The organism is Rhizobium sp. N324, assembly GCF_001664485.1.
Classification (GTDB): domain Bacteria; phylum Pseudomonadota; class Alphaproteobacteria; order Rhizobiales; family Rhizobiaceae; genus Rhizobium.
The window spans coordinates 2,219,082-2,239,824 of record NZ_CP013630.1; the positions used below are offsets into that span (position 1 = coordinate 2,219,082).

Below are 20,743 nucleotides of genomic sequence, written 5' to 3' on the forward strand. Positions count from 1 at the left end.
TGGGGGCCGAGCATGACGGAGAGTGGGGCTAAAGTCGCCGGAGATAGCTCACTCCACCAGACTTAGTCTCAGATCCAACCCTACGCTCCAATCTCCCCCCGGCGGCCGCGGGGGATAGGGCGATGAAAGGAGTTCTTTCGCGGCATAGACGATCAAGTCAGCAATCGTATTGGCCGAATTCACACCGCCGTTATCTATTTGTCTCTATTCTGATATTTCAATGCCGACTTGTGTTCGGTTTTTGACCGTGCCACTATGTGATATATCAGATTCAGGCGACGGACTTTCGGCATGCAGACGTCACAGAGCCATCTTGCCTATCTCGCGCTGGAGCATCTGATCGTCACGCTGGCGTTGAAGCCAGGGGCGCTTGTCACCGAAAAGCAGCTGATCGATATGGCGGGCCATGGGCGCACGCCGGTGCGCGAGGCGATCCAGAAGCTTGCGTGGCAGGGGCTGATTCTGGTGAAGCCGCGTGTGGGGCTGCAGGTGGCCGAGATCGCGCCGGAGGATCATGGCAACGTCATGCAGGTGCGCAGCGAACTGGAGCCGATCGCTGCAAGCCTTGCAGCCGAACATGCGACGGACGAGCAGCGTGCGCGTCTCGGCGACTGCGCCCGCGCCATGGAGGAATGCGCTGTCACCAGTGATCTCGCCGGCTTCTTCGCCGCCGACAAGGCCTTCGACGAAATCCTCGAGGATGCCTGCCCGAATGGTTTTATCGTCGCAGCACTCGGCCCGGTGCAGACGCATTCGCGGCGCCTCTGGTACTCCACCGCAAACGCCGAGCGCATGGATCGCGCCATCGCGCTGCATGTCGCCGTCGTCCGGGCCATTCATCAGGGCAGGGTGGACGAGGCGCGCGCCGCCATGGCTGTCTTGATCGACTATCTCGCCCAAAAATAGAAACGGCCCCGTTTCCGGAGCCGTTGTCATATCTGTTGTCGGAAAAACTCAGCCGACGAAAGCGCGCTCGATGACGAATTCGGCGGGCTTGCTGTTGGCGCCTTCGTCGAGACCAGCCTTTTCGAGCAGCTCCTTGGTGTCCTTCAGCATGGCCGAGGAACCGCAGATCATGCCGCGGTCGATTGCCGGATCGAGCGGCGGTACACCGAGATCGGTAAACATCTTGCCCGAGGAAATCAGGTCGGTGATGCGGCCGCGATAAGCGAAGTCTTCGCGGGTGACGGTCGCATAATGGCGCAGCTTGTCGCCGACCACTTCCTTCAGCAGCTCGTCATTTTGGATTTCCTCGACGAGGTCGAAGCCGTATTTCAGCTCGGCGACATCGCGCGTCGTATGGGTGAGGATGACTTCCTCGAACTTTTCATAGGTCTCGGGATCGCGGATCAGGCTGGCGAAAGGCGCAATGCCCGTTCCCGTCGAGAACATGTAGAGACGGCGGCCCGGCGTCAGCGCGTCGAGCACCAGCGTGCCTGTCGGCTTCTTGCGCATCAGCACCTGGTCGCCGGGCTTGATTGCCTGCAGATGCGAGGTGAGCGGGCCGTCCGGCACCTTGATCGAGAAGAATTCAAGCTCTTCGGCCCAGGCGGGGCTGGCGATCGAATAGGCACGGAAGACCGGCTTGCCCTCGACCATCAGGCCGACCATCGCGAATTCGCCGGAACGGAAACGGAAGCCCTGCGGCCGGGTCATCGTGAAGCGGAAGAGCCGGTCGGTATAATGCGTCACGGAAAGCACCGTCTCGGCGTAGACGCCGGCGGGGATGGACGAGGCGAAGTCTTCGGTCTTTGCAGGCGCGTTCATTGCGGTAGCGGATCCCGTTTCGTCGGATGAACTGTCGGATGCGAGGCAGATATTACATATCGGGCTCGAATTAAAGGCATTCCATTCCACGCAGTGCTCCTGAAGGGAAATATGCATGTCATTGTCAGGATTCAATGGTCAACCAGGGGGCCGGCGGGCAATGTCGTATTTCCCGCTGGCGAAGCCCGGCAAAGGATGCATATTAGGGCGGCGCGCCTGAACTGCATGTCGGTTTTCGGCAAAAATGGTGCGACAACAAAGACCTACGGCGTCGGGACCCGATTCAGAAGAGGGGGCCGGTGATGGTTGGCGAAAAACAGGCTTGCCGGGGCGAGCGCGATAAAGCGGTCGGGGGAATATGAAGATTTTCAAGTATAAGCGCGTTCCTTACGCGGAGATGCGCGCCTTTTCCGTCCATATCCTGACGGCCTCCGGTTCCTTCCTGGCCTTTCTCGGCGTCGTTGCCGCCGCCGAGCACCGCTTCATCGACATGTTCTGGTGGCTGGGCCTGGCGCTGCTCGTCGACGGCATAGACGGGCCGATCGCTCGCAAGGTGCGCGTCAAGGAAGTGCTGCCGAACTGGTCGGGCGATACGCTCGACAATATCATCGATTACGTCACCTATGTGCTGCTGCCGGCTTTCGCGCTCTATCAGAGCGGCATGATCGGCGAGCCCTGGTCCTTCGTCGCCGCCGGCATGATCGTCGTTTCCAGCGCCATCTATTACGCCGATATGGGCATGAAGACCGACGAGTATTTCTTTTCCGGCTTTCCCGTCGTCTGGAACATGATCGTCTTCACCCTGTTCGTCATCGATGCCAGCGCGACGACGGCGCTCGCCGTCGTGACGATTTCGGTGGTGTTGACCTTCCTGCCGATCAATTTCCTGCACCCGGTCCGCGTCAAAAGGCTGCGCCCGCTCAATCTCGGCGTCTTCTTCCTGTGGTCGGCGCTGGGCATTTTTTCGCTGCTGATGCATTTCGACACGCCGGAATGGGCGCTCATTCTCTTCATCGTGACCGGGCTCTATCTTTACGTCATCGGCGCGGTGCTGCAATTCTTCCCCGCTCTCGGACGCGAAGCTTGAGGACAGGCCAATGACGAAGACACAGGCGGTTTCATTCTCCAGAACCGGCGGGCCGGAGGTTTTCGACTATGTCGAACTCGATCTGCCGCCGCCTTCGGCCGGTGAAGTGCAGCTTAGACAGGCGGCGGTCGGCCTGAATTTCATCGACGTCTATTTCCGCAACGGCACCTATAAGGCGCCGCACCTGCCCTTCGTTACCGGCAAGGAGGGCGCCGGCACCGTCACGGCGGTCGGCCCCGGCGTTACGGATTTCAAGATCGGCGACCGCGTCGCCTATGCCAGCGCCGATGGCGCCTATAGCGCCGAGCGCAATATCGAGACGCGCCATCTGGTGCATGTGCCTGATGGCATTGAGCTCGAAACGGCAGCGGCGATGATGCTGAAGGGCATGACCGCCGAATATCTCTTGAACCGCACCTTCAAGGTCGGTCCTGAGACGGTGCTTCTGTTTCATGCCGCCGCCGGCGGCGTCGGGCTGATCGCCGGCCAATGGGCAAAGGCGCTCGGCGCCACCATCATCGGCACGGCGAGCTCTGAAGACAAGATCGCGCTGGCGCTCGCCCATGGCTACGACCATGTGATCAACTACAAGAGCGAAGACTTCGCCGTCCGGGTCCGCGAGATCACCTCCGGCAAGGGCGTCGATGTCGTCTATGATTCGATCGGCCGCGATACTTTTCCACAGTCGCTCGACTGCCTGAAGCCGCGCGGCCTTTTTGCCTCTTTCGGCCAGTCCTCCGGGCCGATCGAGAATTTCACCCTTTCCCAGCTGGCGCAGAAGGGCTCGCTGTTTGCGACGCGGCCGACGCTCTTCACCTACATTGCCGCACGCCAGGAACTGATCGACAGCGCCAAGGCGCTATTTGATGTTGTGCAAAGCAACAAAGTGCGTATCAATGTCAACCAAACCTATCCGCTGCGTGAGGTTGGGCGGGCTCACGCGGATCTGGAAACAAGAAAAACAACAGGAACGACGCTGCTGATTCCATGAGATCCGAACGGACCGATCGGCAGAAGAAATGAGGGGAACGTGTCGCCATTGAATGTGCCGGAACCCGGTGCGTTGTTATCCGTCCAGAAGCTGACGAAGTTTTTCGGTGGCTTTGCCGCCTGCAATGAAATCGATCTCGATATCGCGCCGGGCGAAATTCACGCGCTTCTCGGCGAAAATGGTGCAGGCAAATCCACCCTGGTGAAGATGCTGTTCGGCGTTCTCGAGCCGACGCACGGGCACATCCTCTGGCAGGGCAAGCCGGTTTCGATCACCTCGCCGGGCGAGGCCCGCAAACTCGGCATCGGCATGGTCTTCCAGCATTTTTCGCTGTTCGAGGCGCTGACCGTTGCCGAAAACATCGCATTGTCGCTCGATGACGCCATCCCGATCGACAGGATCGCCGAGGAGGCGAGGGCGCTGTCTCAGGCCTATGGCCTGCCGCTCGACCCGCATGCTCACGTCGCCGACCTCTCGGTCGGCGAACGCCAGCGCATCGAGATCGTCCGTGCGTTGCTGCAGAACCCGAAGCTGATCATTCTCGACGAGCCGACCTCGGTGCTGACGCCGCAGGAGGCCGACCGGCTGTTCGAAACGCTGTTCAAGCTGCGCGCCGAGGGCCGCTCGGTTCTCTATATCAGCCACCGCCTGGAAGAGGTGCAGCGCATCTGCGACCGCGCCACCGTGCTGCGCCATGGCCGCGTCACCGGCGCCTGCGATCCGAAGCAGGAGACGCCCGCCTCGCTTGCCCGCATGATGGTCGGCAGCGAGGTGGCGAGCGTCACCCATCCCGAGCGCAGCGACAAGGGCGAGGTGCAACTGGCCGTTGCCAATCTTTCCGTCGCCGCCCGCACGCCATTCGCCATGCCACTGCGCGATGTTTCGATGGCTGTGCGCGCTGGCGAAATTCTCGCTATTGCCGGTGTCGCCGGTAATGGCCAGAGCGAGCTTTTCGATGCGTTGTCCGGTGAATATCCGGTCGCGTCGGCAGAAGCGATCGTCATCCGCAAGAAGCCGGTGGGCACCGAGGGCATCACCGCCCGGCGCCTGCTCGGCGCCGGCTTCGTGCCGGAGGAGCGGCACGGCCATGCCGCCGTCTCCGCCATGAAACTGTCAGACAATCTGGTGCTCGCCCGCAGCCAGTCGGATCGGAAAGCCTTTCTTGGCCTGCTCGGCGTCATCCGCCAAGGTGCTGTGAAATCCGCCGCACGGCGCATTTCCGAAGCGATGGATGTCCGCAAGAGCGGAGACAATCCGGCCGCCGGCTCGCTTTCCGGCGGCAATCTGCAAAAATTCATCGTCGGGCGCGAGCTCGATCGCCAGCCGGCCGTGCTCGTCGTCAACCAGCCGACCTGGGGCGTCGATGCCGGGGCGGCAAGCCGCATCCGCCAGGCGCTGGTCGATCTCGCAAAGGCCGGCTCCGCCGTCGTCGTCATCAGCCAGGATCTCGACGAGATCTTCGAAGTGGCGACGGATATCGCCGTCATCTCCGAGGGACGGCTTTCCAGGCCCTATCCGGCCGGCGAACTGACGCGCGAAAGGATCGGCCTGCTGATGGGCGGCCTGCACGAAACGGGCTCTGTCGCGGAGACGGCCCATGCGCATTGAACTCGAAAAACGCCCCGACGTCTCGAAGCTCTTCGCCTTCGTCTCGCCGCTGCTGGCCCTTGCCCTGACCCTTGCCTTCGGCGCCATCATGTTCGCCATGCTCGGCAAGGATCCGGTCGAGGCGCTGGACGCCTTCTTCGTCGAGCCGCTGCTCGAGGTCTGGTCGCTGCACGAACTGGCGATCAAGGCCGCACCGCTGATCCTGATCGCCGTCGGCCTGGCCGTCTGCTATCGCTCGAACAATTGGAATATCGGCGCCGAAGGCCAGTTCACCATCGGCGCCATCACCGGCTCCTATCTGCCGATCGTCTTCTACGACTGGCATTCGCCGCTGGTGCTGCCGCTGATGCTGATCCTTGGCGCGCTTGGCGGTGCGTTGTTTGCCGCCATTCCGGCGCTGTTGAAGGCGCATTTCAACACCAACGAAATCCTGACATCGCTGATGCTGGTCTATATCGCCCAGCTCTTTCTTGACTGGCTTGTCCGCGGCGCCTGGCGCGATCCGCAGGGTTTCAACTTTCCGGTCTCGCGCGATTTCGCGCCTGAGGCGGTGCTGCCGGCAATCTGGGAAGAATCGGGCCGGGCGCATTGGGCCTTCATCTTCGCCATTGTCGCCGCGGTCGGCGTCTGGTTCATGCTGCGCTACACGCTGAAAGGCTTCGAGATCGTCGTGCTCGGCCAGTCGGAGCGGGCAGGGCGCTTTGCCGGTTTCTCGTCGAAGAAGATGATCTGGTTCAGCTTCCTCTTCTCCGGCGCCCTTGCCGGCCTTGCCGGGATAGCCGAGGTCTCCGGCTCGATCGGCCATCTGCAGCCGGCGATCTCGCCGGGCTACGGCTTCACCGCCATCATCGTCGCCTTCCTGGGACGCCTCAATCCGCTCGGCATCATCGCGTCGGGCCTGGTGCTGGCGCTGACATATCTCGGCGGGGAGGCGGCACAGCTGTCGCTCGGCGTTTCCGACAAGGTCACCCGCGTCTTTCAGGGCCTGCTGCTCTTCTTCGTGCTCTCCTGCGATACGCTGATCTATTACAAAATCCGCATCGTCTGGTCGCGGGTCAGGGGCGCGGCATGAGCATCTTCGAAGCCATTCTGCTGACCGTCATCACCGCCTCCACGCCGCTCGTCATCGCCGCCCTCGGCGAACTCGTCACCGAGCGCTCCGGCGTTCTGAACCTTGGTGTCGAAGGCATGATGATCATGGGCGCGGTTGCCGCTTTTGCCGGCGCGCAAATGTCGGGCTCGCCCTATGTCGGCATCGTCTGCGGCATTGCGGCAGGCGCGCTTTTCTCGCTTCTCTTCGCTTTCCTGACGCTGACGCTGGTGGCAAATCAGGTGGCGACGGGACTGGCGCTCACCCTTCTCGGCCTCGGCGCGTCAGGCATGCTCGGCGAGGCCTATGTCAGCGTTCCCGGCATCCGGCTGGGAGAGATCGTCATTCCGGTCCTGTCGGATCTTCCGGTCATCGGCCATGTTCTCTTCCGGCAGGATCTGATCTTCTACCTGTCGATTGCGCTTGTGGTTGGCGTCAGCTGGTTCCTGTTCCGCAGCCGCGCCGGGCTGAAGCTGAGGGCGATCGGCGACAGTCACGCTTCGGCCCATGCGCTCGGCATTCAGGTTATCCGCACGCGCTACCTGGCGGTGATGTTCGGCGGCGCCTGCGCCGGTCTTGCCGGCGCCCAGCTGTCGCTCGTCTACACCCCGCAATGGGCGGAGAACATGTCGGCCGGGCGCGGCTGGATCACGCTGGCGCTGGTGGTCTTTGCCTCCTGGCGGCCGTGGCGGGTGTTTGCCGGCGGTTATCTCTTCGGCGCGGTCACCATCCTGCAGCTGCATGCGCAGGCCTTCGGTCTCGGCATTCCCTCGCAGTTCCTCTCGATGCTGCCCTATGCCGCGACTATTGTGGTTCTCATCATCATTTCTCATAATCGGCGCACGACGTTGATCAATACGCCCGCCTCGCTCGGAAAGGCCTTCGTGCCGGAGCGATAAGGCAACACGATAAAGACGGGTTTCCGCAATAACTTCAAACCAACAGGGGTTACCATGAAGAAATACGCATTCGCACTCGCCGCCTCGGCCGCCGCCGTGATCGGCATCTCGTCGGCCGCTCAAGCCGCTGATAAGACGAAGGTCTGCTTCGTCTATGTCGGTTCGCACACCGATGGCGGCTATTCGCAGGCCCACGATCTCGGCCGCCAGCAGGTTCAGGCCGAATTTGGCGACAAGATCGAAACGCCTTACCTCGAAAACGTGCCGGAAGGCCCGGATGCCGAGCGTGCCATCGAGCGCCTGGCCCGTTCCGGCTGCAAGCTGATTTTCACGACGTCCTTCGGCTTCATGGATGCGACGGTCAAGGTTGCCGCCAAGTTCCCGAAGGTCAAGTTCGAGCACGGCACCGGCTATAAGTCAGGCCCCAACCTCGCCACCTACAACTCGCGCTTCTATGAAGGCCGCTATATCCTCGGCCAGATCGCCGCCAAGACCTCGAAGAATCATGGCGCCGCCTACATCGCCTCCTTCCCGATTCCGGAAGTGGTGATGGGCATCAACTCCTTCGAGCAGGGCGCCAAGTCGGTCGATCCGAGCTTCAAGCTGAAGGTCATCTGGGTCAACACCTGGTTCGACCCTGGCAAGGAAGCCGATGCCGCCAAGGCGATGGTCGACCAGGGCGTCGACGTGCTGACCCAGCACACCGATACGACCGCGCCGATGCAGGTTGCCGAAGAACGCGGCATCCACGCCTTCGGTCAGGCATCCGACATGATCGCAGCCGGTCCCAAGGCGCAGCTGACGGCGATCGTCGATACCTGGGGCACCTACTACTCCAAACGCGTCCACGCGCTTCTGGACGGCACCTGGAAGTCCGAGCAGAGCTGGGACGGCCTGAAGGACGGCATCCTGAAGATGGCGCCCTACACCAACATGCCTGACGACGTGAAGAAAATGGCCGAGGAAACCGAAGCCAAGATCAAGTCGGGTGAGCTGCATCCCTTCACCGGTCCGATCAACAAGCAGGACGGCACGCCCTGGCTGAAGGCCGGCGAGAAGGCCGATGACGGCACGCTGCTCGGCATGAATTTCTATGTCGAAGGCGTCGACGACAAGCTGCCGGCGCAATAAGCGGCTTTCAATTCGCAGTTGCGAAGAGCGCCCCCTGTGGGCGCTCTTTTTTTGCTGCGGTGCATGCAAAGATTCCGATTTACAAAAGTAATACTATATGATTTTTTGACCCTGCGCCGCGAGACGCGGCTTGGGAGGAAATCATGAAATTGAAGACTGCACTTTTGAGTGCCACGATTCTTGCTGCCAGCATGTTCGGTTCGGCTTCGGCCGGCGGACTGACCGTCGGCTTCTCGCAGATCGGCTCGGAATCGGGCTGGCGTGCGGCTGAAACGACCGTGACCAAGGAGCAGGCCAAGAAGCGCGGCATCGATCTGAAGTTTGCCGATGCACAGCAGAAGCAGGAAAACCAGATCAAGGCTTTGCGCTCCTTCATTGCTCAGGGCGTCGATGCCATTCTCATTGCACCGGTCGTTGAAACCGGCTGGGACGACGTTCTCAAGGAAGCCAAGGAAGCCAAGATTCCGGTCATCCTTCTCGACCGCACCATCAAGGCTCCGGACGATCTCTACCTGACCGCTGTGACCTCGGACCTCGTCCATGAAGGCAAGGTCGCCGGCGACTTCCTGGTCAAGACCGTTGGCGACAAGAAGTGCAACGTCGTCGAGTTGCAGGGCACGACCGGTTCGTCGCCTGCCATCGCCCGCAAGAAGGGCTTCGAAGAGGCTCTTGCCGGCCACGACAACCTGAAGATCGTACGCAGCCAGACCGGCGACTTCACCCGCACCAAGGGCAAGGAAGTCATGGAAAGCTTCCTGAAGGCCGAGAATGGCGGCAAGGATATCTGCGCTCTCTACGCCCATAATGACGATATGGCCGTCGGCGCCATCCAGGCGATCAAGGAAGCCGGTCTGAAGCCGGGCAAGGATATCCTCGTCGTCTCGATCGACGCCGTTCCCGATATCTTCAAGGCGATGTCCGAAGGCGAGTCCAATGCGACGGTCGAGTTGACGCCGAATATGGCAGGCCCGGCCTTCGACGCGCTCGACGCCTACCTGAAGGACAAGAAGGCTCCGCCGAAGTGGATCCAGACCGAATCCAAGCTCTACACGCCTGCCGACGAGCCGATGAAGGTCTACGAAGAGAAGAAGGGTCAGGGCTACTGATCTGATTTTGACGCCGCTGCAAAATCCCTGAATCGGCCTCGATTTGAGGATGATTTATGCAGCATTCAAGCGCTGTAGAACCGCACCGGCCCGTCATGGACCGGTGCGGAACTGCCTTGCCGCCTTGGGACGTCATGTCCGGCCGCGGCGCGGCTTTTGCCGTCAATATCAGGAAAACACACCCTTATGATTCACGATTTCGAGAACGTTCTCGCAGCTTCCGGAATATCGAAATTCTTTCCCGGCGCAGTGGCGTTGGACAAGGTCGATTTCTCGCTGCGCAAGGGCGAGGTGCACGCGCTGCTGGGCGAGAATGGCGCCGGCAAATCGACACTGATCAAATGCCTCACCGGCGCCTATCATCGTGACGAGGGCAGCCTGACGCTCGACGGTCAGGAAATCAATCCGGCCAACACGCTCGCCGCTCAGAAGCTCGGCATCGGCACGGTCTACCAGGAGGTCAACCTGCTGGCCAATCTGAGCGTCGCCGAAAATCTCTTTCTCGGACGCCAGCCAAGGCGTTTCGGCATGACCGACGTGCGCGCGATGAACCGTAAGGCGCGCGAACTACTGACCGGTTACGGCATCGATATCGACGTGACTGCCGAGCTTGGCCGCTTCTCCGTCGCCGTCCAGCAGGTGGTCGCCATCGCCCGCGCCGTCGATCTTTCCGGCAAGGTGCTGATCCTGGATGAGCCCACCGCCAGCCTCGACAACCAGGAAGTGGCACTGCTCTTCCGCATCATCGAGGATCTGAAGAAGCGCGGTCTTGGCATTGTTTTTATTACTCATTTTCTCGAGCAGGTCTATGCGATAAGCGACCGGATCACCGTGCTGCGCAACGGCAAGCTCGTCGGCACCCGCGACGTCGTCGATCTGCCGCGCAAGGGCCTGATCGCCATGATGCTCGGGCGCGAATTGGCGCATGTCGAGGAGACGGTGAGGGAGCACAACCTCGCAGCCGGTGAGGTGCGCTACCGCTTCGCCGGCTACGGCAAGCGCGGCAAGGTCAAGCCCTTCGATCTCGATGTGCGTGTCGGCGAGGTGGTCGGCGTTGCCGGTCTGCTCGGCTCCGGCCGCACCGAAACCGCCGAGCTTCTCTTCGGTATCGAGCATGCCGACAGCGGCAGCGCCACGATCGACGGTCAGCCGGTGACGCTTTCGAGCCCGCGCGCGGCCATCGAAAAAGGTTTCGGCTTCTGCCCCGAGGACCGCAAGACCGATGGCATCATCGGCGACCTGTCGATCCGGGAGAATATCGCGCTCGCGCTGCAGGCGCGCCGCGGCTGGACCCGGCCGCTGTCGCGCGCCGAGCAGAATGCGCTTGCCGACCGCTACATCAAGGCGCTCGATATCCGCACCACCGATCGCGAAAAGCCGATCCGCCTGCTCTCCGGCGGCAACCAGCAGAAGGCGATCCTCGCCCGCTGGCTGGCGACCAATCCGAAGTTTCTGATCCTCGACGAGCCGACCCGCGGCATCGATGTCGGCGCCCATGCCGAGATCATCAAGCTCATCGAACAGCTCTGCGCCGAAGGCATGTCGCTGATCGTGATTTCCTCGGAACTTGAAGAGCTTGTCGCCTATAGTTCACGTGTCATCGTCCTTCGTGACAGACAGCATATCGCCGAACTCACCGGCGAACGTATCACCGCGGCCGGCATTGTCGAAGCCATTGCTGCCGCCGAACATAAGAAGGAGGATGCATGAGGTCCTCGCTGAAGGCGCTGGCTTATCGCCTGGCGCCGCAATTGATTGCGCTCGTTGTCATTCTTTTGTTGAATTTCATCACGTCGCCGCAGTTTTTTAATGTCGTTGTTCAGAACGACCGGCTTTACGGGAGCCTGATCGATGTGCTCAATCGCGGCGCGCCGGTGGCGTTGCTGGCGATCGGCATGACACTGGTGATCGCCACCAAGGGCATCGACCTGTCCGTCGGCGCTGTCATCGCCATTTGCGGCGCCGTCGCCGCCTCGTCGATTGTCGCAGGAAATTCAGTGGCCTACACCATTGTCCTGACGCTGGCGATCGGCATTGCCTGCGGCGTCTGGAACGGTTTCCTGGTGGCGGTCCTCAATATCCAGCCGATCATCGCCACGCTGGTGCTGATGGTCGCCGGCCGCGGCATCGCCCAGCTCATCACCGAAGGCGCCATCCTCACCTTCAACAATGACGGGCTTACCTTCTTCGGCAGCGGTTCCCTGGCGCTCCTGCCGATGCCTGTGGTCATCTGGCTGCTCGTCGCCTTGCTCGTCATTCTGCTCGTCCGCCGCACTGCGCTCGGCATGCTGATCGAGGCCGTCGGCATCAATCGCCGCGCCAGCACGCTGTCGGGCATTCGGACGCCGGTGCTGCTGATGGCGGTCTACATGCTGAGCGGTCTCTGCGCCTCGATCGCGGGCATCATCGTCGCCGCCGACATCAAGGGCGCCGATGCCAACAATGCCGGCCTCTGGCTGGAACTCGACGCCATCCTCGCCGTTGTCGTCGGCGGCAATTCGTTGCTCGGCGGACGCTTCAGCATCCTCGGATCGCTGATCGGCGCGATGATCATCCAGGCGGTGAATACTGGCATTCTGTCCTCCGGTTTCCCGCCCGAATTCAACCTGATCATCAAGGCGGTCATCATTATCGTCATCCTCGTCATCCAGTCGCCGGCGGTGCAGTCGCTCGCCATCTTCGCCAGCCGCCGGCAGGGCGGAAGGGAGCAGCCGAAATGAACTCCAAATACCTGCCGCTGCTGGCGACCATCGTCATCTTCGTGCTCGCCTATGCCGGCTGCACGCTGCAATATCCGAACATGCTGTCGACCCGCGTCATCGGCAATCTTCTGACCGACAACACCTTCCTCGGCATCGCCGCCGTCGGCATGACCTTCGTCATCATCTCGGGCGGCATCGATCTGTCGATCGGTTCGATCATCGCCTTCACCGGCGTCTTTCTCGCGGTGATCCTGCAGAAGACCTCGATCCATCCGCTACTGGCCTTCGCGCTGGTGCTGGTCATCACCACCGCTTTCGGCGCGGTCATGGGCGCAATCATCCACTATCTCGAAATGCCGGCCTTCATCGTCACGCTCGCCGGCATGTTCCTGGCGCGCGGCATGGCCTTCGTGCTCTCGATCGACAGCATCCCGATCGACCACGACTATTATTCGACGCTGACGAGCCTCTATTGGCGCCTGCCCGGAGGCGGCCGGCTGACGCTGATCGGCGGCATCATGCTTCTGGTCTTTGCGGTTGGCATTTTCATCGCCCAGCGCACCCGCTTCGGCACCAATGTCTATGCACTCGGCGGCGGCCCGCAGACGGCGCGGCTGATGGGCGTGCCTGTGGGACGCACGACAATCCAGATATATGCGCTGTCGGGTTTCCTGGCAGGCCTATCCGGGATCGTTTTTTCGCTGTACACCTCTGCCGGATATTCTCTTGCAGCAGTCGGCGTCGAACTCGATGCCATCGCGGCGGTCGTCATCGGGGGGACGCTGCTGACCGGAGGAGCGGGATTCGTGGCGGGAACCTTCATCGGGATCCTGATCCAGGGGCTCATTCAGACTTACATCACCTTCGACGGCACGCTGTCGAGCTGGTGGACCAAGATCCTGATCGGCCTTCTGCTGTTTGCATTCATTCTGATGCAGAAAGCCATCCTGTTCGTTTCCAGTCTGAACAAGAGGTACGCCTGAGGGGAGAGGGATCGCTTGCGCAACACATTGGAAGAGACACGTAAGACGGGGCGCAGAACCCGGACGAGCCACGCGCAGGTGGTCGACGAACTCGGCAAGGCGATCGTCGCCAGCACCTATCCTGTCGGCTCTATCCTGCCTGGCGATACCGAACTGGCGCAGCGCTTCAAGGTGTCCCGCACCGTCTTGCGCGAGACGATGAAGACGCTCGCCGCCAAGGGCATGGTCGTCGCCAAGGCGAGGGTCGGCACGCGTGTGACCGAGAAGAACCTCTGGAACATGTTCGACAGCGAGATCATCGCCTGGCACTTCGACAATGGCGTAACCGAAGAGTTCCTGCTGCAGCTCTACGATATCCGTCTCGCGGTCGAACCCTTCGCCGCCGGTCTCGTCGCCGAACGGGCGAATGCCGAGGATATCGAGACGCTGCGCGCACTGGCGCTCGATATGGCGGCGAGTGGGCATACGGCCGACAGCCTGGCGCTTGCCGACCTTCGCTTTCACCTGGCGATCGCCGAAGCCTCGCACAATCCCTTTATGCGCACCTTGGGCAGCCTGATCGAGGCGGCCCTCGTCGGCATGTTCCGTATGAGCACGCCGCCCACCGAAAACGGCTTCGCCAATATCGCCGACACCCATATGCGCATCGTCGATGCGATCGTTTCCGGTGACAGCCTTGCTGCGCGCCGCGCCATGGAGCTCGTCATCCTGGACGGCCGTCACCATGTGCACGAGGCCTTCGCAGCCCGCGGTTCGGAGACCGTCATCGTGTCGATTTCGACTGAAATTTAACACCCGTAAAGGCTTTGCTGATCCGAGAGCGCCGCGCGCCTTTTCGGGCGCGCAAAGCACGCTGCAAGACTTTCAATCCACCCGACGTGCTTGCCGAAAATCGATTCCGATTTCAGGAATTATGCAGTATGAGGCAACAAAGCCGCCTCATGGCGCGGATTCGCGGAGCAGATCATGGAACGTACTTGTCTTGCCGTCATCCTTGCCGCCGGTGACAGCACGCGGATGAAATCCTCGAAATCGAAGGTGCTGCATTCGGTCGCCGGACGGCCGATGATCGCCCACGTGGTCGAGGCAGTCGCCTCCGCCGGCATTTTCTCCGTCGCGCTCGTCGTCGGCCGCGATGCCGAGGAGGTGGCAAAGGCTGCAACGATTGCCGGCGTCGGCATCGAAGCCTGCCTGCAGAAAGAGCGGCTCGGCACCGGCCATGCGGTATTGGCGGCGCGCGAAGCGATCGCCAAGGGTTATGACGATATTCTGGTCACCTATGGCGACGTGCCGCTGCAGACCGACGGGCCGCTGAAGGCCGCCCGCCAGGGCCTTGCCGACGGCAGCGATATCGTCGTCATCGGCTTCCATACCGATCGCCCCACCGGCTACGGCCGCCTGCTCGTCAAGGACGGCGAACTCATCGCCATCCGCGAGGAAAAGGACGCGACCGATGCCGAGCGCACTGTGACCTGGTGCAACAGCGGGCTGATGGCGATCAACGGCCGCAAGGCGCTCGATCTGCTCTCGCGCATCGGCAACGCCAACGCCAAGGGCGAATTCTATCTGACCGATCTCGTCGAGATCGCCCGCTCACTCGGTGGCCGCGTCACCGCCGTCGACGCCCCTGAAATCGAGATGACTGGCTGCAACACCCGGGCCGAACTCGCCGTCATCGAGCGCTTCTGGCAGGAGCGCCGCCGCCACCAGATGATGCTGTCAGGCGTCACCATGATTGCGCCGGAAACGGTCTTTCTCTCTTACGACACCGTCATCGGCCAGGATGCGCTGATCGAGCCGAACGTCGTCTTCGGCCCCGGCGCGGTGATTGACAGCGGCGCCGTCATCCATGCCTTCTCGCATATCGAAGGTGCCCATGTCAGCCAAGGCGCCACCGTCGGCCCCTTCGCGCGGCTGCGGCCAGGTGCCGATCTCGGCAATGGTTCGAAGGTCGGCAATTTCTGCGAGGTGAAGAATGGCCGGATCGGCGAGGGCGCCAAGGTCAACCATCTCACCTATATCGGCGATGCCATCGTCGGCGCCGGCAGCAATATCGGCGCCGGCACGATCACCTGCAATTATGACGGGGTCAACAAGGCTGAGACGGTGATCGGCGAAAACGCCTTCATCGGTTCCAACTCCTCACTGGTCGCCCCGGTAACGATCGGCGACGGCGCCTATATCGCCTCCGGCAGCGTCATCACCGCCGACGTCCCGGCCGATGCGCTGGCGCTCGGCCGTGCCCGGCAGGAGATCAAGCCCGGTCGTGCATCGCTGCTGCGCGAGCGCGCGCTCGCCATCAAGGCGGCGAAGAAGGCTAAGGCCTGAGGGGCGCTTTGCGTAACCGGCGGAAATTGAAAGTGACCGCCGAGGTGATTGATAACTAAGCGGGAATCGTTAGGACTGGCCTCGATTGTCGGAGCCTTGTGGGGATATTGCATGTGCGGAATTGTGGGGATCGTCGGAACTCAGCCTGTAGCCGGGCGGCTGGTCGATGCGCTGAAGCGTCTCGAATATCGCGGTTATGATTCCGCTGGCGTTGCCACCATCCATGAGGGGGTGATGGATCGCCGCCGCGCCGAAGGCAAGCTGTTCAACCTGGAAAAGCGCCTCGACGCCGAGCCGCTCCCAGGCCTGGTCGGTATTGCGCACACGCGCTGGGCGACCCACGGTGTTCCCAACGAAACCAATGCCCATCCGCATTTCGTCGAAGGTGTCGCCGTCGTTCATAACGGCATCATCGAGAACTTCTCCGAGCTGCGCGACGAATTGACCGCGAAGGGCGCGGTCTTCGAAACCCAGACCGACACCGAGGTCGTCGCCCAGCTGATGGCAAAATACCTGCGCGAGGGAATGGAGCCGCGCGCCGCCATGCTCCAGATGCTGAACCGGCTGACCGGCGCCTATGCGCTCGCCGTCATGCTCAAGGCCGATCCCGGCACGATCATGGCTGCCCGTTCCGGTCCGCCGCTTGCCGTCGGTTATGGCCGCGGCGAGATGTTCCTTGGCTCGGATGCGATCGCGCTGTCGCCCTTCACCAATGAGATCACCTATCTCGTCGACGGCGATTGCGCCGTCATCACCCGCGATAGCGTCGCCGTCATCGATTTTGACGGCAAGCCGGTCAAGCGCGCCCGCCAGATCTCGCAAGCGACCGCCTATGTCGTCGACAAGGGCAACCACCGCCATTTCATGGAAAAGGAAATCTACGAGCAGCCGGAGGTCATCTCCCACGCCCTCAGCCATTACGTCGATTTCGCCGAGAACACGATCGGCGCCAATGCCGCCGCGATCGATTTCAAGGCGGCGACCGGCCTGGCAATCTCGGCCTGCGGCACCGCCTATCTGGCCGGCCTTGTCGGCAAATACTGGTTCGAGCGTTATGCCCGCCTGCCTGTGGAGATCGACGTCGCCTCCGAATTCCGCTACCGCGAAATGCCGCTGTCGCCGTCGCAGGCGGCGCTCTTCATCTCGCAATCCGGCGAGACCGCCGATACGCTGGCATCGCTGCGCTATTGCCGGGAGAACGGCCTGAAGATCGGCGCCGTCGTTAATGTCCGCGAATCGACGATCGCCCGCGAATCCGACGCCGTGTTTCCGATCATGGCCGGCCCTGAAATCGGCGTCGCCTCGACCAAGGCTTTCACCTGCCAGCTGGCCGTGTTGGCATCGCTGGCGATCGGCGCCGGCAAGGCGCGCGGCACGGTGAGCGCCGAGGAGGAGAGGGCGCTGGTGCGCCATCTCGCCGAAATGCCGCGCATCATGAGCCGGGTGCTGAACCTCATCCAGCCGCAGATGGAAAGCCTGTCGCGCGAATTGTCGAAATGCAAGGACGTGCTCTATCTGGGCCGCGGCACCAGCTTTCCGCTCGCCATGGAAGGCGCGCTGAAGCTCAAGGAAATTTCCTATATTCACGCCGAAGGTTATGCCGCCGGCGAATTGAAGCACGGGCCGATCGCGCTGATCGACGAGAACATGCCGGTGATCGTCATCGCTCCTTACGACCGTTTCTTCGAAAAAACGGTCTCCAATATGCAGGAGGTCGCAGCCCGCGGCGGCCGCATCATCTTCATCACCGACGAGGCGGGGGCGGCGGCCTCGAAACTGCCGACCTTGGCGACGATCACTCTGCCTGTGGTCGACGAAATCATCGCGCCGATGATCTTCTCGCTGCCGATCCAGCTGCTCGCCTATCACACCGCCGTCTTCATGGGCACCGACGTCGATCAGCCGCGCAATCTGGCGAAATCCGTGACCGTGGAATAAGCCCGCGAGGATCCGATCTTCGCGCCGAAACATATTGTGCCACGCCCCGAATTCTGGCAGTTTTACCAGGCGGACAAGGGGGAAAGGCCGGCGTTCCGGCCTGTCCAGGACCGAGATGGAGCTCATCAGGAGAGATGACCGACAACACCCCCAGAATGCCGGTCGCGACCCGGCTGAGGAATAATTTTCTCGCAGGCCTGATCATCTGCGCGCCGATCGCGATTACCATCTGGCTGACCTGGACCTTCATCCACTGGTCGGACAGCTGGGTCAGGCCCTATATTCCTGCGCGCTGGAATCCGGAAAGCTATCTCAATTTCGCTATTCCCGGTTTCGGCCTGCTGATCGCCGTCGTGCTGATCACCGTCGTCGGCTTCCTCGGCAAGAACCTGATCGGCCAGAGCATCGTCCGTTTCGGTGAATCAGTCGTCCAGCGCATGCCCCTGGTGCGCACGATCTATCGAAGCGTGAAGCAGATTTTCGAAACCGTTCTGAAGGAGCAGGCGAACTCCTTCAAGAAGGTCGGCCTCATCGAATATCCCGGTCCCGGCCTCTGGGCGCTGGTCTTCATCGCCACCGATGCCAAGGGAGAGATCGCGTCGAAGTTCAACGCCATGGGCCAGGACATGGTGGCCGTCTTCCTGCCGCCGACGCCGGTGCCGACGGCCGGTTTCCTCGTCTTCGTCCCCCGCGAAAAGATCGTCCTGCTCGACATGAGCCCGGAAGACGCCGCCAAGTTCCTGATATCGGGCGGCCTCGTCGCCCCAGGACACATGCCGTCCGAGCCGAAGCAGAAGCATTTGCCGCGGCCGAAGCCGGTGGCGGTTTCAAAAGCGGATTGATGCATGTCGCCCAAAAGTGTTTGGCGGTTTTGGGATAACGACATGCATGGAAAGAAGAGATAGAGCGCGTCGCGCTTATCCTGCCCTCAGGAACCGGATCGCCTCATCGCGGCGGAAGAGATAGAGCAGGGTGCGGATCGCCTGTCCTCTTTCGCTGGTGAGCTCCGGATCGCGCTCGATCAGATAGGCGGCATCCTTGCGGGCGATTTCCAGCAGGTCGGCATGCGCCTCGAGGCTGGCGATGCGGAAACCCGGCGTGCCGGACTGGCGGGTGCCGAGCAATTCGCCTTCGCCGCGCAGCTTCAGGTCTTCCTCGGCGATGCGAAAGCCGTCCTCGGTCTCGCGCATGATCGACAGCCGGGCATGGCCGGTTTCGCCGAGTGGCCCCTTGTAGAGCAGGATGCAGGTCGAGGCCTCGTCGCCGCGCCCGACCCGGCCGCGCAGCTGGTGCAATTGCGCCAGCCCGAAGCGTTCGGCATGTTCGATCACCATGATCGTCGCATCCGGCACGTCGACGCCGACCTCGACGACGGTGGTGGCGACGAGCAGCCGGGTCTCGCCGTTCTTGAACGCCATCATCGCCGCATCCTTCTCCGGTCCGCTCATGCGGCCGTGGATGAGGCCGATATCGGGGCCGAGGGCGGAAACGAGCGTCGCATGCCGCTCCTCGGCCGACATCAGGTCGAGCTCTTCGGATTCTTCGACCAGCGGGCAGATCCAGTAGGCCTTCTTGCCCTCGGCAAGCGCGCCCTGCAACCGGCCGACGATTTCGCCTGTTCGTTCCATCGGCACGGTGATCGTCTGGATCGGCTTACGGCCGGCAGGTTTTTCCGTGAGCTTGGAAACATCCATATCGCCGAAGGCGGCAAGCACCAGCGTGCGCGGGATCGGCGTCGCCGTCATCACCAGCATGTGCGGCGAGATGCCCTTGGCGGTCAGCCTCAGGCGCTGATGCACGCCGAAACGGTGCTGCTCGTCCACGACGGCCAGCATCAGCTTTGCGTAAGAGACGCTGTCCTGGAACAGCGCATGCGTGCCGATGATGATCTGTGCCGCGCCTGAGGCGATGCGTTCGAGGATCTCCTCGCGCTCACGCCCCTTGGTGCGGCCGGTCAGCACCTCGATGCCAAGCCCGGCGGAGGCGGCGAATTTCGAGATCGTCGCGTGGTGCTGGCGCGCCAGGATTTCGGTCGGCGCCATCAGCACGGCCTGGCCGCCGCTCTCGATCACCGCCGCCATCGCCATCAGCGCCACCAGCGTCTTGCCGGAGCCGACATCGCCCTGCAGCAGCCGCAGCATGCGCTCGGCCCCGGCCATGTCCTGCAAAACCTCGGCGATCGCCTCGTTCTGGCTTGATGTGAGCGAAAAGGGCAGGGACTTCAGGATCTTGCCGCTGATGTCTCCCGTCGCCTCCACCGGCTGGCCCGCCACCTTGCGCAGCCGCTGGCGCACCAGGCTCAGTGAAAGCTGGCCGGCGAGGAACTCGTCATAGGCAAGCCGCCGCCGCGCTGGGGCCTGTGGGTCTATATCGGCGGGGTCGCGCGGCTCGTGCAGCATATGAAAGCTGTCGCGGATCGACGGCAGACCCTGCTTCTGCGCCAGCGCCGGGTCGATCCATTCCGGCAGCTCGGGAAAACGCGGCAAGGCAGCGTCGATGATCTTGCGCAATGTCTTCGGTGAAAGTCCTGCCGTCAGCGGATAGATCGGCTCGACCAGCGGCAGGTTCTCCGCCTCATCGGCCCTGACGATATAGTCCGGATGCACCATCGAGGCGCGGCCGTTGAACCAGTCGACCTTGCCGCTGACCGTCACCTCCGCATCGATCGGCAGCTGCTTTTCTAGCCAGGCGGCCTGGCCGCGGAAAAAGACCAGTGTCAGCTCGCCGGTCTCGTCATGCAGAAAGACCCGGTAGGGCACATTGCTCTTGCCACGCGGCGGCACCTGGTGCCGGTCGACGCGCGCGGTGATCGTCACGATCGCGCCCTGCGGCGCGCGGGCGATGCCCGGCTGGTTGCGCCGATCGATCAGCGAAAAGGGCGCATGGAAGATGAGATCGATGACCCGGCAATCCTCCGGCGTCTCGCGCCCGAGCAGCTTGACCAGCAGTTCGGCGATCTTCGGGCCGACGCCCGGAAGGCCCGAAATGGGGGAAAACAGAGGATCGAGAATGGCGGGGCGCATGCGGCCAAAATGCGATGAACAATGCGGCCTTGGCAAGGCTGACAAGCCGCTTTCCAGGGTCTATAGAGGCGCATCAACAGGAAGGTAATG

At 62.2% G+C, this 20,743-nt stretch carries 17 protein-coding genes; 15 read left to right on the top strand and 2 right to left on the bottom strand.

Translation table 11 applies throughout. The features are described from left to right. Positions 1-291 precede the first annotated feature (291 nt). Positions 292-906, top strand: a complete 615-nt coding sequence (locus AMK05_RS10745) for a GntR family transcriptional regulator (RefSeq protein WP_064838444.1) — start codon at positions 292-294, stop codon at positions 904-906. A 48-nt stretch (positions 907-954) separates the two neighbouring features. Here the strand turns inward: AMK05_RS10745 and AMK05_RS10750 are convergent, their stop codons facing one another. Next, positions 955-1,767: a ferredoxin--NADP reductase gene (locus AMK05_RS10750; RefSeq protein WP_064838445.1), complete on the bottom strand. Its 813-nt coding sequence runs from the start codon at positions 1,765-1,767 to the stop codon at positions 955-957. 358 nt (positions 1,768-2,125) lie between these two features. Between AMK05_RS10750 and pcsA the strand changes: the two genes are divergently transcribed. The 14 genes from pcsA (at position 2,126) to AMK05_RS10820 (ending at position 18,472) form a co-directional block, all read left to right on the top strand. Continuing rightward, positions 2,126-2,854: a phosphatidylcholine synthase gene (gene pcsA / locus AMK05_RS10755; protein ID WP_049735520.1), complete on the top strand. Its 729-nt coding sequence runs from the start codon at positions 2,126-2,128 to the stop codon at positions 2,852-2,854. A 10-nt stretch (positions 2,855-2,864) separates the two neighbouring features. Beyond that, entirely contained in the window at positions 2,865-3,845 is a 981-nt protein-coding gene (locus AMK05_RS10760) for a quinone oxidoreductase family protein (RefSeq protein ID WP_064838446.1), read from the top strand. 39 nt (positions 3,846-3,884) lie between these two features. Next, complete coding sequence (locus AMK05_RS10765; protein ID WP_064838447.1) at positions 3,885-5,453, top strand: ABC transporter ATP-binding protein; 1,569 nt, start codon at positions 3,885-3,887, stop codon at positions 5,451-5,453. Further along, positions 5,443-6,525, top strand: a complete 1,083-nt coding sequence (locus AMK05_RS10770) for an ABC transporter permease (RefSeq protein WP_064838448.1) — start codon at positions 5,443-5,445, stop codon at positions 6,523-6,525. The genes AMK05_RS10765 and AMK05_RS10770 overlap by 11 nt, the downstream gene beginning before the upstream one ends. Continuing rightward, complete coding sequence (locus tag AMK05_RS10775) at positions 6,522-7,442, top strand: ABC transporter permease (RefSeq protein ID WP_064838449.1); 921 nt, start codon at positions 6,522-6,524, stop codon at positions 7,440-7,442. Before AMK05_RS10770 ends, AMK05_RS10775 begins: the two co-directional genes overlap by 4 nt. A gap of 54 nt (positions 7,443-7,496) precedes the next feature. Next, positions 7,497-8,573 carry a BMP family ABC transporter substrate-binding protein gene (locus AMK05_RS10780; protein WP_064838450.1) on the top strand — a complete coding sequence of 359 codons (1,077 nt, stop codon included), beginning with the start codon at positions 7,497-7,499 and terminating at the stop codon, positions 8,571-8,573. 143 nt (positions 8,574-8,716) lie between these two features. Further along, positions 8,717-9,679: a galactofuranose ABC transporter, galactofuranose-binding protein YtfQ gene (ytfQ, locus tag AMK05_RS10785; protein ID WP_064838451.1), complete on the top strand. Its 963-nt coding sequence runs from the start codon at positions 8,717-8,719 to the stop codon at positions 9,677-9,679. Between the two features lie 186 nt (positions 9,680-9,865). Beyond that, positions 9,866-11,389 carry a galactofuranose ABC transporter, ATP-binding protein YtfR gene (gene ytfR, locus AMK05_RS10790; RefSeq protein ID WP_064838452.1) on the top strand — a complete coding sequence of 508 codons (1,524 nt, stop codon included), beginning with the start codon at positions 9,866-9,868 and terminating at the stop codon, positions 11,387-11,389. Continuing rightward, positions 11,386-12,399: an ABC transporter permease gene (locus AMK05_RS10795; protein ID WP_064838453.1), complete on the top strand. Its 1,014-nt coding sequence runs from the start codon at positions 11,386-11,388 to the stop codon at positions 12,397-12,399. The genes ytfR and AMK05_RS10795 overlap by 4 nt, the downstream gene beginning before the upstream one ends. After that, positions 12,396-13,364 (top strand): galactofuranose ABC transporter, permease protein YjfF, encoded by a 969-nt coding sequence (gene yjfF / locus AMK05_RS10800; protein WP_064838454.1) that lies wholly within the window; start codon positions 12,396-12,398, stop codon positions 13,362-13,364. The genes AMK05_RS10795 and yjfF overlap by 4 nt, the downstream gene beginning before the upstream one ends. A 15-nt stretch (positions 13,365-13,379) precedes the next feature. Further along, positions 13,380-14,156 carry a FadR/GntR family transcriptional regulator gene (locus AMK05_RS10805; protein WP_064838455.1) on the top strand — a complete coding sequence of 259 codons (777 nt, stop codon included), beginning with the start codon at positions 13,380-13,382 and terminating at the stop codon, positions 14,154-14,156. A gap of 174 nt (positions 14,157-14,330) precedes the next feature. Then, a complete protein-coding gene (gene glmU, locus AMK05_RS10810) occupies positions 14,331-15,692 on the top strand; it encodes a bifunctional UDP-N-acetylglucosamine diphosphorylase/glucosamine-1-phosphate N-acetyltransferase GlmU (RefSeq protein WP_064838456.1) in 1,362 nt (453 codons plus the stop codon). A gap of 111 nt (positions 15,693-15,803) precedes the next feature. After that, on the top strand, positions 15,804-17,630 hold the full coding sequence (gene glmS, locus AMK05_RS10815) for a glutamine--fructose-6-phosphate transaminase (isomerizing) (protein ID WP_064838457.1): 1,827 nt from the start codon (positions 15,804-15,806) through the stop codon (positions 17,628-17,630). A gap of 134 nt (positions 17,631-17,764) precedes the next feature. Next, positions 17,765-18,472 carry a DUF502 domain-containing protein gene (locus AMK05_RS10820; protein WP_064838458.1) on the top strand — a complete coding sequence of 236 codons (708 nt, stop codon included), beginning with the start codon at positions 17,765-17,767 and terminating at the stop codon, positions 18,470-18,472. A gap of 75 nt (positions 18,473-18,547) precedes the next feature. Here the strand turns inward: AMK05_RS10820 and recG are convergent, their stop codons facing one another. After that, complete coding sequence (gene recG / locus AMK05_RS10825; RefSeq protein WP_064838459.1) at positions 18,548-20,653, bottom strand: ATP-dependent DNA helicase RecG; 2,106 nt, start codon at positions 20,651-20,653, stop codon at positions 18,548-18,550. Between the last annotated feature and the right edge of the window lie 90 nt (positions 20,654-20,743).